Origin of the sequence: Streptomyces sp. NBC_00377 (assembly GCF_036075115.1) — a bacterium.
Lineage (GTDB): Bacteria > Actinomycetota > Actinomycetes > Streptomycetales > Streptomycetaceae > Streptomyces.
Window position 1 is genome coordinate 7,774,558 of the sequence record NZ_CP107958.1, and the last position, 12,197, is coordinate 7,786,754.

Sequence of the window (12,197 nt, forward strand, 5' to 3'; positions counted from 1 at the left end):
ACTGGAGGTCATGGACATCGACAGGTACCTCGGGCCGGGTCACCGTATGACGGCCTTGGTGACCAGTCATGGCCTGGCGGTCGCGGACGCCGCCGCGCGTCTCGCGGAGCTGGAGCGCTTCCACGCGCGGAAGGAGGACCTCGCCGGGCAGCTGACCGGAAGATGGGGGGACCCGCACCACGTCGGCCTACAGACGGTCCGGCTGCGGACCGGGACCGAGGAGATACCCGAGCCGTGGGCCGAGCTGAGCCTGCGGGTGGCTGACGTGTACCTCTGGCGGACGGAGGAGCCCGGCCGCTGGGTGGCCCTGGGCGTCGCCGACCTCGACCCGTGGGACGAGATACAGCTGCTCCTGGTCGTCACCGACACCGACCCGCCCTGACGACCCGCCCTGACGATCCGCCCTGACGACCCGGCACCGACCCCTCGGACCTCAGCCCTCGGACCTCACTCCTCGGCGGCCACCCGCAGCCGCGCGAACTCCTGAGCCATCGTGGCCGCGGTCCAATGCGCGTTCAGGCCACTGGGATTGGGCAGCACCCACACACGGGTGTCCCCGATGAGGCGTTCCTGCGGGCCCACCGCCGCCTTGCGGTCGTCGAAGGCCGCCCGGTAGGCGGTCACACCCACCACCGCCAGCCAGCGGGGCTTCAGCCGAGTGACCTTCTCCGCCAGCAGCCGCCCGCCGTCCCGGTACTCCCGCGCCGTGAGCTCGTCGGCCCTGGCGGTCGCCCTCGCCACCACGTTGGTGATGCCGAGTCCGTAGGACAGCAGCTCCTGCTGCTCCGCCGGTCTCAGCAGCCTCGGTGTGAAGCCGGACAGGTGCAGCACCGGCCAGAAGCGGTTGCCGGGGCGGGCGAAGTGGTGGCCGCTCGCCGCCGTCATCAGTCCCGGGTTGATGCCGCAGAACAGCACACGCAGGCCGCCCGCGACGACGTCCGGTACGAGACGGTCGCGAGCGGCCTCCAGCTCCGCCTGGGTGAAGCGCGTCAGAGGATCGCTCCGGGGGTGTAACCGGCGGCCTCGGGACGCTGCTTCACGATCTCCTCGATCCGGCCGACGACCGTCGACACCTGGGCCGCCGCGGCGCCCGTGAACGACAGCTTGTCGGCCATCAGCGCGTCCAGCTGCGCCCGGTCGAGCGGGAGCCGCTCGTCGGCGGCGAGCTTGTCCAGCAGCTCGTTGCGCTCGGCGCCCCGCTCGCGCATCGCCAGCGCCGAGGCGACGGCGTTCTCCTTGATCGCCTCGTGCGCGACCTCACGGCCCACGCCCGCGCGCACCGCGCCCATCAGCACCTTGGTGGTGGCGAGGAACGGCAGGTAGCGGTCCAGCTCCCGGGCGACGACCGCCGGGAAGGCGCCGAACTCGTCGAGCACCGTGAGGAACGTCTCCAGCAGACCGTCGAGCGCGAAGAAGGCGTCCGGCAGCGCGACCCGGCGTACCACCGAGCAGGACACGTCGCCCTCGTTCCACTGGTCGCCCGCCAGCTCGCCGGTCATCGACGCGTACCCGCGCAGGATGACCATCAGGCCGTTGACGCGCTCGCAGGAACGGGTGTTCATCTTGTGCGGCATCGCCGAGGAGCCCACCTGGCCAGGCTTGAAGCCCTCGGTGACCAGCTCGTGCCCGGCCATCAGCCGGATCGTCTTCGCCATCGACGACGGTGCCGCCGCCAGCTGCACCAGCGCGGTGACGACCTCGTAGTCCAGCGAGCGCGGGTAGACCTGGCCGACGGAGGTGAACGCCTGCGAGAAGCCCAGGTGACCGGCGATCCGGTCCTCCAGCTCGGAGAGCTTCGCGGCGTCGCCCCCGAGCAGGTCGAGCATGTCCTGCGCGGTGCCGACCGGGCCCTTGATGCCGCGCAGCGGGTAGCGCGCGAGCAGTTCCTCGACCCGGCCGTAGGCGACGAGCAGCTCGTCGGCGGCGGTCGCGAACCGCTTGCCCAGGGTGGTGGCCTGCGCGGCCACGTTGTGCGAGCGCCCGGCCAGGACCAGCTCGCCGTACTCGCCGGCCAGCTTGCCCAGACGTGCCAGCACGGCCACCGTGCGGTCGCGGACGAGCTCCAGCGAGAGACGGATCTGGAGCTGCTCGACGTTCTCCGTCAGATCGCGGGAGGTCATGCCTTTGTGCACCTGCTCATGGCCGGCGAGGTCGTTGAACTCCTCGATCCGGGCCTTCACATCGTGCCGGGTGACCTTCTCGCGTTCGGCGATGGAGGCCAGGTCGACGGTGTCGAGGACACGCTCGTAGTCGGCGATCGCCGCGTCCGGCACCTCGATCCCGAGGTCCTTCTGCGCCCGCAGCACGGCGAGCCAGAGCTGACGCTCCAGCTTCACCTTGTGCTCGGGCGACCAGAGCGTGGCGAGCTCGGCGGAGGCGTAGCGTCCGGCGAGGACGTTGGGGATACGGGGCTTGGCGGGAGCGGAAGTCACGTGGACGGATTCTACTGGCGGTTCGTGCAGGCCAGCGACCCGGTCCCGTTCGGCGGAACCTACGAGACGGACGTCACCCGGCGTCACTCCGGCGCAGCACCCGCTGGAGCGGGCCCTCGTAGGGCAGCAGGTCGGGCCGCTTCGGCGGCAGGCCGTCCCCCGAGGACCTGCCGGTCAGCCGGCGGCCTATCCAGGGGATGAGGTACTGCCGGGCGAATCGCGCGTCCGCGACGCGCCGGGCGGCCCAGCCCGGCGGCAGCGTCGTCGGCATCGGCGTGTGCCAGGCAGTGTCCTCGGGGTCGTGTCCGAGGGTCTGCCAGACCGCCTCGGCGACCCGGCGGTGGCCCTCCGCCGTCAGGTGCAGCCGGTCCACGTCCCACATGCGCGGGTCGCTCAGCGAGGCGGCGCCGTACAGGTCGACGACGAGTGCGCCGTGCCGCTCCGCCAGTTCCTCGACGTGCACGAACAGCTCCTCCATACGCGGCCGGAACCGGTCGAGGACCGGCCCCTGCCGGCCCGGGCTGCGCATCAGCACCAGCTCCTTGCAGGCCGGTGTGAGGCGCTCCACGGCCTCGGTGAGCAGGCCCTTCACGCGGCCCATGTCGCACTTGGGGCGCAGCGTGTCGTTGAGGCCGCCGACCAGGGTGATCACGTCGGCGCCCATCGCGGCGGCCACCGGGACCTGCTCCTGGACGATCTGTCCGATCAGCTTGCCGCGCACGGCGAGGTTCGCGTACCGGAAGCCGGGGCTGCGGGCGGCCATCCGCGCGGCGAGGAGGTCCGCCCAGCCCCGGTAGGAACCGTCGGGCAGCAGGTCCGACATGCCCTCGGTGAAGGAGTCGCCGAGGGCGACCAGGCTGGTGTGTGTGGGATTCGTCTGCATGGCGACACAGATGGTAGCCCGAGTCCCATACCCAGTGGTCGGTCACCTCCGGTCCGTGCGCCCCCTCACGCCCGCTGGCCGAACAGCTCCTGCAACACGTCCTCCATGGTCACCAGGCCGGAGAGCTTCCCGTCCGAGCCGAGCACGGCCGCCAGATGCGTGCGGCTGCCCCGCATCGCGGTGAGGACGTCGTCCAGCGGTGTCGCCTCCCGCACGCGTGCGATGGGCCGCATGTCCGACGACCGGAACGGCTTGTCCCGCGGCGACGCGTCCAGCGCGTCCTTCACATGCAGGTAGCCGACGATCCGCCGTCCCTCGTCCACCACGGGGAACCGGGAGAACCCGGACTCCGCCGCCAGCCGCTCCAGTTCCTCCGGCGTGACGCCCACGCGCGCGTAGACGACCCGCTCCAGCGGCAGGACGACGTCCCGCACCGGTCGGCGGCCCAGTTCCAGGGCGTCGTGCAGCCGCTCCAGGGCGCGGTCGTCGATGAGACCCGCCTCACTCGCGTCCTTGACGATCTGGGCGAGCTGGGCGTCCGAGAACGCCGCGGCGACCTCGTCCTTGGTCTCGATCCGCAGCAGCCTCAGCAGGCCGTTCGCGAAGGCGTTGATCGCGAAGATCACCGGACGCAGCGCACGCGCCAGCGCGACCAGCGGCGGCCCCAGCAGCAGCGCGCTGCGCACCGGCTCCGCGAGAGCGATGTTCTTCGGCACCATCTCGCCGAGCAGCATGTGCAGATACGTCGCCAGTGCCAGCGCGATCACGAAGGACACCGCGTGTCCCGCGCCCTCCGGCACGCCCACCGCGTGGAACACCGGCTCCAGGAGGTGGGCGATGGCCGGTTCGGCGACCACGCCGAGGACCAGGGTGCACAGCGTGATGCCGAGCTGTGCGGCCGCCATCAGCGCGGACACGTGCTGGAGGCCCCACAGCACGCTCCTGGCGCGCCGCTCGCCCTGTGCCCCCTTCGCGCCGTCGCCGTCCTCGAGATACTGCTCGATCTGTGAGCGGCGTACGGAGATCAGCGCGAATTCGGCGCCGACGAAGAACGCGTTCACGACGAGGGTCGCCAGTGCGATCAGCAACTGGATGGCGATCACTTTCCGGCCTCCTGTCCAGAGCCCTCGGACACGGCGAGCGGCGCGTGCAGCAGCACCCGCGCGGCCCGTCGGCCCGAGGCGTCCACCACGTCCATGCGCCAGCCGGCCACCTCCACGGTGTCGCCGACGGCCGGTATCCGGCCCAGTTCGGCGGCGACCAGCCCGGCGAGCGTCTCGTACGGCCCCTCGGGGACGTGCAGTCCCACGCGCGCGAGCTGGTCGGTGCGGGCGGCGCCGTCGGCCGAGTAGAGGGCGCGGCCCTCGTCGTCCGTGCCCGCGGCGGCCAGCTCGGAGGTCTCGTGCGGGTCGTGTTCGTCGCGGACCTCGCCCACGACCTCCTCGACGATGTCCTCCAGCGTGGCCACGCCCGCCGTGCCGCCGTACTCGTCGATGACCACGGCCATCGTCCGCTTCCCGGACAGCCGGTCCAGCAGCCGGTCCACGGTCAGCGACTCGGGTACGAGCAGCGGCTCGCGCATCAGCTCGGAGACGGGCACGCGCGCGCGGCGCTCGGCCGGGATCGCCAGGACGTCCTTGATGTGCGCGGTGCCCACGACCGAGTCGAGGCTGCCGCGGTACACCGGGAACCGGGACAGGCCGGTCGCCCGGGTGGCGTTCGCCACGTCCTCACAGGTCGCCGCCGCCTCGAGGGCGATGACCTGGACGCGCGGGGTCATCACGTTCTCCGCGGTCAGATCGGCCAGGTTCAGCGTGCGCACGAACAGCTCCGCGGTGTCCGCCTCCAGGGCGCCCTCCTTCGCGGAGTGCCGGGCCAGGGCCGCGAGTTCCTGGGGGCCGCGCGCGGCGGCGAGTTCCTCGGTGGGCTCCACGCCGAGGCGGCGCACGATGCGGTTCGCGGTGTTGTTGAGATGGGTGATGAAGGGCCGGAAGGCGGCGCTGAACCAGCGCTGCGCGTTGCCCACGCGCTTGGCGACCGCCAGCGGGGAGGAGATCGCCCAGTTCTTGGGCACGAGTTCGCCGACGACCATCAGGAACACGGTCGACAGGGCCGTACCGAGCACGAGCGCCACGGAACTCGACGCGGACTGCGACAGGCCGAGCGACTCCAGCGGCCCGGCGATCAGTTTGGCGATCGACGGCTCGGAGAGCATGCCGACCACCAGGTTGGTGACCGTGATGCCGAGCTGGGCGCCGGAGAGCTGGAAAGTGAGGTTCCGTACGGCCTTGAGCGCTCCGGAAGCGCCGCGCTCGCCGCGCTCCACCGCCCGCTCCAGTTCGCTGCGCTCGACCGTGGTCAGCGAGAACTCGGCGGCCACGAACGCGCCGCAGGCGAGCGACAGCAGGATCGCCACCACGAGCAGCAGGACTTCGGTCATCGGGTCACCTCCGTCCCATGGTCGGACAGGGCGGACAGGGGCGCGCGATGTCGCGTGCGGGGCTCGGTCGTACTGGGAGGCTCGCCCATGGGCGGACGCTCACACCTTTCATGAAGTCATCAGGGGACCGCGCGGAGGCTCCGCACGGTCCCCCAATGGTAAAGGATCGGCAAAAGGGGCCGGGTGGCCCCCCGAAGGGCCGCGGTCAGTCGCTGAGCGGCTTCACCCAGCGCCGCCACTTCTCCTCGGGCGCGTACCCCGCCGCGCGCCAGGCATGATGCGCAGTTTCGTTCCGGGTGAGCACCATCGCGTCGCCCCGGCGCCCGCCCAGCCGCACGAACCGCTCCTCCGCGGCGGCCAGCAGCGCCGACCCGATACCCCGGCGGCGGTGCTCCGGATGCACCGCCAGCCGGTACAGGTGGCACCGCCAGCCGTCGAACCCGGCGATGACCGTCCCGACCAGCTCACCGCCCTGCTCGGCCAGGATCAGCGCCTCCGGGTCGCGGGCGACCAGGCGCTCCACCCCGCTCCTGTCGTCGCTGATGCTCGTGCCCTCGGCCGAGGTCTTCCAGAAGGCCAGCACCCTGTCCAGGTCCTCGGGGCCGCCGGCCCGTGTCCGCAGATCACTCATGGGGCCGATCCCACCACGCGTGGTTGCGGCCGGAACGCGATTTTCAGCATGCGGACCGCCCGCGTGACCCGGGCCCGCAGGGGCCGCGTCACTCGTGCGCGATCGCGGCCAGCACGTTCATCCGGGAAGCGCGCAGCGCGGGCAGCAGCGCGGCCACCACACCGACGACCGCCGAGCCCACCACGACGGCGACGATCGTGCCCCACGGGACAGCGAAGGCCTTCATGCCCTGCAACGACAGCACCTGCTGTATGCACACGCCCCACACCAGCCCGAGCGCCAGCCCCAGCACCGCGCCGAACACCGCGATCACGACCGACTCCAGCCGGATCATCCGGCGCAACTGCCGCCGGGCCAGCCCGATGGCACGCAGCAGCCCGATCTCCCGGGTCCGCTCCACCACCGACAGCGCCAGGGTGTTGACGACACCGAGCACCGCGATCACGATCGCGAGCCCCAGCAGCGCGTACACCAGGTACAGCAGGACGGCGATCTGGTCGTGCACCAGCTTCTTGTAGTCGGCCTGGTCACGGGCCTGGACCTGCGGATACGCGTCGAGCGTCTTCTCCAGGCGGGGCCGCAGCCCGTCGCCGGTCGTGCCGGAGGCCGCGTTCACGTACAGCGCGGAGTCCTGCCCCTCGGGCACGTACTTCTCGACCGTGGCGATCCCGAGGAACAGCCCGCCCTGCATGCCGAACCCGTCGCCGCCCTCCTGGTCGGTGAGCGCGCCCACCTTCAGGGACGTGGTCCGGCCGCCGGGGAACTGCACCGGCAGCACACTGCCCAGCCGCACGCCGTGTTCCCGGGCGAAGTCGACGTCCATCCCGATGGCGCCGTCGGCCAGCGCGGCCGCGGTGCCGCCCTCGGCGTACGTGACATGGGCGACCTCGTCGACCTGGTCGTCGTAACCGCTGGCGGTCGTCTCGACGCGCTTGCCGTCGGGCAGCCGCACGGCGACGGGCGCGAACCTCTGCCGTACGACCAGGCCGACCCCCTCGGTGTCGCGCACCGCGGCGGTCACCTCCGCGGAGAACGGCGTGAAGTTGGCGTTCTGGACGACGAAGTCGGCGCCCAGCGTCTTGTCGATCTGCTGGTCGAACGACTTGGACATCGAGGCGCTCGCCACCGACATCCCGCCGACCAGGGCGAGGCCCACCATCAACGCGGCCGCCGTGGCGCCCGTACGGCGCGGATTGCGCAGGGCGTTGCGCTGGCTCATCCGGCCGACCGAGCCGAACAGCGCCGGGAAGGCGCCGCCGAGGACGCGGATCACCGGGCGGACGAGCAGCGGCCCCGCGATGACGGTGGCGACCAGGGTGAGGACGACGCCGAGGCCCAGCAGGGAGGCCGCGGACGCCGTCTTCGACGAGCTCGCACAGCCGACGAGCGCGGCCACGCCCAGGACACCGACGACCGCGCCCACCACCGCGCGCACCTTGAGCGGACGGCCCACTCCGGCGATGTCGGCGTCGGCGAGGGCCGCCATCGGCGACACGGTCGCGGCGCGCCGGGCCGGGAGGTAGGCCGCCACGAAGGTGACGCCCACGCCGACGACGTACGCCGACACAGGCGTCGCCCAGCCGACGACCATCTCCGCGGCGTTCAGATTCATGCCGAACGCGCTCATGAGCTTGATCAGCCCGGCGGCCAGACCGATTCCGGCGGCGAGGCCGAGCGTGGAGCCCACCAGACCGAGCAGCACCGCCTCGGTGAGCACCGAGCGGCGTACCTGACGGCGGTCGGCGCCCAGGGCGCGCAGCAGGCCCAGCTCACGGGTGCGCTGGGCGATCAGCATCGAGAACGTGTTGACGATCAGGAACACGCCGACGAGGACGGCGATCCCGGCGAATCCGAGCATCACGTACTTGATCACGTCGAGGAACCCGCCCAGGGACTCCGACGACGACTTCGCCTGCTCCTCGGCGGTCTTCACCTCGTACGTCCCGGTACCGATCGCGGCGACGACGCGCTGTTCGAGCACCGCGTCGTCGACCCCCTGCGCGGCGTCGACGGAGATGCTCGTGGCCTTGTCCGCCGCCCCGAGGAGCTGGGTGCCGGCGGTGCGGGGGTCGAGGTAGACGAGGGCCGCGCCGGGGTTCGTGGTGGTGAAGGTGGCGATACCGACGATCTTGACCTTGAACGTGCCCGGCTGGGCCATCACCGTGAGTGTGTCGCCGATCCCGACGTGCTTCTTGTCGGCCGTGTCGGCGTCGAGCATGGCCTCGGCGGCGCCCTGCGGCGCGTGCCCGGAGGTCAGTTTCACCGGGCTGCGGTCAGTGACGAACCAGTCGGTGGCGATGGTGGGCGCGCCGGTGGTCGGCCCGACGGACTTGTTGTCGGCGTCGACGACGGTGATGTTCTCCACGCTCACGTCCGCGTGGGTGGACGCGACGCCGTCGACCCGGGCCACCTGCGCGGCCAGGGAGGCCGGCACGGTCTGCACCGCGCCGGTCGGCACGGACGACTTCAGGTCGTCCTTGGGCTGCACCGTCACATCCGGCGACGTCGACGCGAAGAGCCGGTCGAAGGTCCGCGTCACGGTGTCGGAGAAGATCAGGCTGCCCGCGACGAACGCCACCGACAGGACGACGGCGAGCGCGGACAGCAGCAGCCGGCCCTTGTGCGCGAGGAAACTCCGCAGTGTCGCCTTCAGCACCGGATCACTTCTCCTCGGCGTCGGAGTCGGCGTCGGCGCCGCGGACGTCGCCGGCATCGGCGCCGACGGCGGGAACGACCGTGTCGTCGCCGCTCCCGCCGCTCCCGCCGTCTTCGCCGCTCCCGCCGTCGACCTGGGCGCGGAGCACGTCGAAACGCTTCATGCGCTCCAGCACCTCCTCGGCCGTCGGCTGCTCCATCTCGTCCACGATCCGTCCGTCCGCCAGGAAGAGCACCAGGTCGGAGTGGGCTGCGGCGCCCGGGTCATGGGTGACCATGACGACGGTCTGCCCCAGATCGTCGACGGCCTCCCGCAGGAACGCGAGGACCTCCAGCCCGGCGCGCGAGTCCAGGTTGCCGGTCGGTTCGTCGGCGAAGATCAGCTCGGGGCGGGAGGCGAGCGCCCGGGCGCAGGCGACCCGCTGCTGCTGGCCGCCGGACAGCTGCGACGGCCGGTGCTTCAGCCGGTCGCGCAGGCCCAGTGTGTCGATCACCTGGTCCAGCCACTCCCGGTCGGGCTTCTGCCCCGCGATGTCCATGGGCAGGGTGATGTTCTCGGCGGCGTTGAGCGTCGGGATGAGGTTGAACGACTGGAACATGAACCCGATCCGGTCCCGTCGCAGCCGGGTGAGCTCCCGATCCTTCAGGCCGGTGATCTCGGTGTCGCCGAGCCACACCTGACCGGCCGAGACCGTGTCGAGGCCCGCCAGACAGTGCATCAGGGTCGACTTCCCGGAGCCGGACGGGCCCATGACGGCGGTGAAGCGGCCGCGCGCGATGTCCACGTCCACCGAGTCCAGGGCGAGCACCGCGGTCTCGCCCGAGCCGTACGCCTTGGTCAGACCGCGGGCGCGGGCCGCGATCCCGCCGGCCGGGGCCAGGCCGGGGGCGTGCTCCGCAGCAGGTGTGGACAAGGCTGCCTCCTCGCTCGTACGGACGTGCCGACTGAATGCCGGTGTTCCTGCCGGCCCGAGCGTAGTGTGACCCGGCGCACACCAGGTATCGCTTTTCGAACCCGAGCGCCCTTGCCGTTGCTAGCATTCTGGCGCTAGCGTCTAGGTATGGCGAAGACCCAGCTGAACGTACGCGTCGACGAGGGCACGGCCCGGGCCGCCCGCGAGCGGGCCACCGCCCGCGGCATGAGCGTCAACCGCTACATAGAGGAGCTGGTCAGACAGGACGCGGGCGAGGTCGGCCACACGTTCGTCGAGGCCGCCAGCGACTTCATGAAGCAGTACGAGGCGGTCTTCGTCGAGGAGTTCGGCGCCGAACGCGAGGGCGGCACGCGCGAAGGTCGCCGCTGATCCCTTGAGCGAACTGCGCATCGACCTCGCCTGGCTTCTCATGCTCGCCGAACAGAACACTCCTGGAGACCCCCAGGTCACCGACTGGGGGGCGCTGGTCGCGGCCGTGGCGCGGCACCAGGCCGAGATATTCGACGTCCCCGTCTACGACGACGCGCCGGCCCGCGCCGCCGCGCTGCTCCAGCTCCTCATCCACGTCCCCGCACTGGAGCGCTCCAACGCCCTGTTCGCCTGCGCCGTCGCCTACGCCTATCTCGTCGCCAGCGGGCTGAAGGTGGCGACCTCGCCCGAACAGGTCCGCGATCTGGCCCGCCTGGTCAAGAACGGGGAGGCGTCGGTGGCCGACATCGCGCAGGAACTGCGCCAGTGGAGTGCGTGAACCCTCACTCCGGTGCTGCGGGCCGCCAGGCGGCCCCGGTCACGCAGTAGGAGAACGGCAGCCGCGGCCCCTTCTCCGGCAGCGTCATCCGCCGGTACGGGCCCAGCTCGAACCCGGCGTCCCGGAGCGCGCCGACCGCGTCGCGGGTGAGCCGGCAGCCGCCGGCCAGGTGCGGCCACACCGTCCGGTCCAGGGCGCGCTGGGTGAGCCGCATCGCCCGGCCGCCGCCGGGCCCGTGCTCGAGGAACCGCACCTCGCCGCCGGGCCGCAGCACCCGCCGCAGCTCGGCGAGGGCGCGCGGCAGGTCCCGCACGCTGCACAGCACCAGCGAGACCACCGCCGCGTCGAAGGCCTCGCTCTTGACGGGCAACGCCTCGGCGGTCCCCGGCACCACGTCGACGGGCACGTCGGCGCGCACGGCCGCTTCCAGGGCCGGCCGGCGCAGTCCGCGCTCCGGTTCGATCGCGACGACCTCCGAGACGGCTCCGGGGTAGTGCGCGAAGTTCAGCCCGTTGCCCGCCCCGACCTCGACGACCCGGCCGGAGAGCCCGGCGAGCAGCCGGTCGCGCACCCCGGCCAGGCCCGCTTCTGTCTCCGCGGCCGTTGCGAGCCGGGCGTAGCAGCGGGCGAACAGCGGATGGTGGACCTGATCACCGGGCGCCTGTGGGGAACCGGTGGACCGTAGCGGCATGGCAGCCTCCCGGGCAGGACGGGCCTGTCGGGATTCTTCCCCGGACAGGCCCGTCGCACCCCCGCTGCCGCGTTCGCGCGGGGTCACCGCGCCCCTCACCGGACGAAGTCGCGCACCTTTTCGTATACGCCGTGGTCGTTGTTCATGGCGTCGTGCGAGATGCACCCGACGCCGACGTTCGTGGCCCCGCTCAGCAGCGCCGAGGAGTCCGGGTCGATGGCCGCGTCGCAGTTCGACCAGTAGGTCGCGTAGCTGACGCTGCCCGGGGTCTCGTCACCGGAGTTGAGCGCGGTGACGTACGAACTGCCCGTGACCATCTCGGCGCACGAGGTGTAGAGCCAGCTGCACCACGAGGCGACCGACGTCCCGTGGTTGGTGCCCGCGACCGAGACGAAGTCGTCCACGTACGCGGTCCCGCCGAGGTTCTTGAGGTAGTAGCGGGAGCTGAGCGCGCCCATGGAGTGGATGACGACGTCGACCTTGGCCGCGCCGGTCCTCGCCAGCACTTTCTTGATCTCGGTGGCCAGCTGGGAGGCGGTGGTGGCGTTCGACTGGGACCAGCTGTACGACCAGGCGTCCAGCTCGGCGGCCGTGTAGCCGTCGGCCTTGAAGTCCGCGACCCAGTCGTCCCAGCTGCTGGAGGAACTGCTGATGCCGTGCACGAAGACGATCGGGTCGTGGGTCGCGGCGTGGGCGGTGGGGGCGGAGAAGGACAGTGACAGAAGGAGCGATGAGACCACGGCCGAGAGAGCCGCGGCGATGCGACGCTTGGGGCGCTGCAT

Annotated in this window: 13 protein-coding genes; 3 read left to right on the top strand and 10 right to left on the bottom strand. The window is 71.7% G+C overall.

Annotation, left to right across the window (positions count from 1 at the left end; translation table 11 throughout):
- The first annotated feature begins 10 nt into the window (after nucleotides 1–10).
- Nucleotides 11–382 carry a hypothetical protein gene (locus OHS71_RS34605; protein WP_328483245.1) on the top strand — a complete coding sequence of 124 codons (372 nt, stop codon included), beginning with the start codon at nucleotides 11–13 and terminating at the stop codon, nucleotides 380–382.
- Nucleotides 383–447: 65 nt separating this feature from the next.
- Here OHS71_RS34605 and mug read toward each other — a convergent pair whose 3' ends face one another.
- The 8 genes from mug to OHS71_RS34645 form a co-directional block, all read right to left on the bottom strand.
- Nucleotides 448–993: a G/U mismatch-specific DNA glycosylase gene (mug, locus tag OHS71_RS34610; RefSeq protein WP_328484743.1), complete on the bottom strand. Its 546-nt coding sequence runs from the start codon at nucleotides 991–993 to the stop codon at nucleotides 448–450.
- Nucleotides 990–2,432: an adenylosuccinate lyase gene (gene purB / locus OHS71_RS34615; protein ID WP_328483246.1), complete on the bottom strand. Its 1,443-nt coding sequence runs from the start codon at nucleotides 2,430–2,432 to the stop codon at nucleotides 990–992. Before purB ends, mug begins: the two co-directional genes overlap by 4 nt.
- A 73-nt stretch (nucleotides 2,433–2,505) precedes the next feature.
- The gene (locus OHS71_RS34620) at nucleotides 2,506–3,315 is read right to left on the bottom strand and encodes an SGNH/GDSL hydrolase family protein (protein ID WP_328483247.1); all 810 of its coding nucleotides are present in this window, start codon (nucleotides 3,313–3,315) and stop codon (nucleotides 2,506–2,508) included.
- A gap of 65 nt (nucleotides 3,316–3,380) precedes the next feature.
- Nucleotides 3,381–4,418: a hemolysin family protein gene (locus tag OHS71_RS34625; protein WP_328483248.1), complete on the bottom strand. Its 1,038-nt coding sequence runs from the start codon at nucleotides 4,416–4,418 to the stop codon at nucleotides 3,381–3,383.
- Nucleotides 4,415–5,755, bottom strand: a complete 1,341-nt coding sequence (locus OHS71_RS34630; protein WP_328483249.1) for a hemolysin family protein — start codon at nucleotides 5,753–5,755, stop codon at nucleotides 4,415–4,417. The genes OHS71_RS34625 and OHS71_RS34630 overlap by 4 nt, the downstream gene beginning before the upstream one ends.
- Before the next feature lie 205 nt (nucleotides 5,756–5,960).
- Nucleotides 5,961–6,386 (bottom strand): GNAT family N-acetyltransferase, encoded by a 426-nt coding sequence (locus OHS71_RS34635; protein ID WP_328483250.1) that lies wholly within the window; start codon nucleotides 6,384–6,386, stop codon nucleotides 5,961–5,963.
- 88 nt (nucleotides 6,387–6,474) lie between these two features.
- Entirely contained in the window at nucleotides 6,475–9,042 is a 2,568-nt protein-coding gene (locus OHS71_RS34640; RefSeq protein ID WP_328483251.1) for an ABC transporter permease, read from the bottom strand.
- A gap of 4 nt (nucleotides 9,043–9,046) precedes the next feature.
- Nucleotides 9,047–9,955, bottom strand: coding sequence for an ABC transporter ATP-binding protein (locus OHS71_RS34645; RefSeq protein ID WP_328483252.1), 909 nt, complete (start codon nucleotides 9,953–9,955; stop codon nucleotides 9,047–9,049).
- A gap of 147 nt (nucleotides 9,956–10,102) precedes the next feature.
- Here OHS71_RS34645 and OHS71_RS34650 point away from each other — a divergent pair, with 147 nt between their 5' ends.
- Together OHS71_RS34650 and OHS71_RS34655 are read left to right on the top strand one after the other, a co-directional pair.
- Nucleotides 10,103–10,345: a toxin-antitoxin system HicB family antitoxin gene (locus OHS71_RS34650; protein WP_328483253.1), complete on the top strand. Its 243-nt coding sequence runs from the start codon at nucleotides 10,103–10,105 to the stop codon at nucleotides 10,343–10,345.
- A 4-nt stretch (nucleotides 10,346–10,349) separates the two neighbouring features.
- Nucleotides 10,350–10,724, top strand: a complete 375-nt coding sequence (locus tag OHS71_RS34655) for a fic family toxin-antitoxin system, toxin component (protein WP_328483254.1) — start codon at nucleotides 10,350–10,352, stop codon at nucleotides 10,722–10,724.
- Between the two features lie 4 nt (nucleotides 10,725–10,728).
- Here OHS71_RS34655 and OHS71_RS34660 read toward each other — a convergent pair whose 3' ends face one another.
- Together OHS71_RS34660 and OHS71_RS34665 are read right to left on the bottom strand one after the other, a co-directional pair.
- The gene (locus OHS71_RS34660; RefSeq protein ID WP_328483255.1) at nucleotides 10,729–11,415 is read right to left on the bottom strand and encodes a class I SAM-dependent methyltransferase; all 687 of its coding nucleotides are present in this window, start codon (nucleotides 11,413–11,415) and stop codon (nucleotides 10,729–10,731) included.
- 95 nt (nucleotides 11,416–11,510) lie between these two features.
- Nucleotides 11,511–12,197, bottom strand: coding sequence for an esterase/lipase family protein (locus OHS71_RS34665; RefSeq protein WP_328483256.1), 687 nt, complete (start codon nucleotides 12,195–12,197; stop codon nucleotides 11,511–11,513).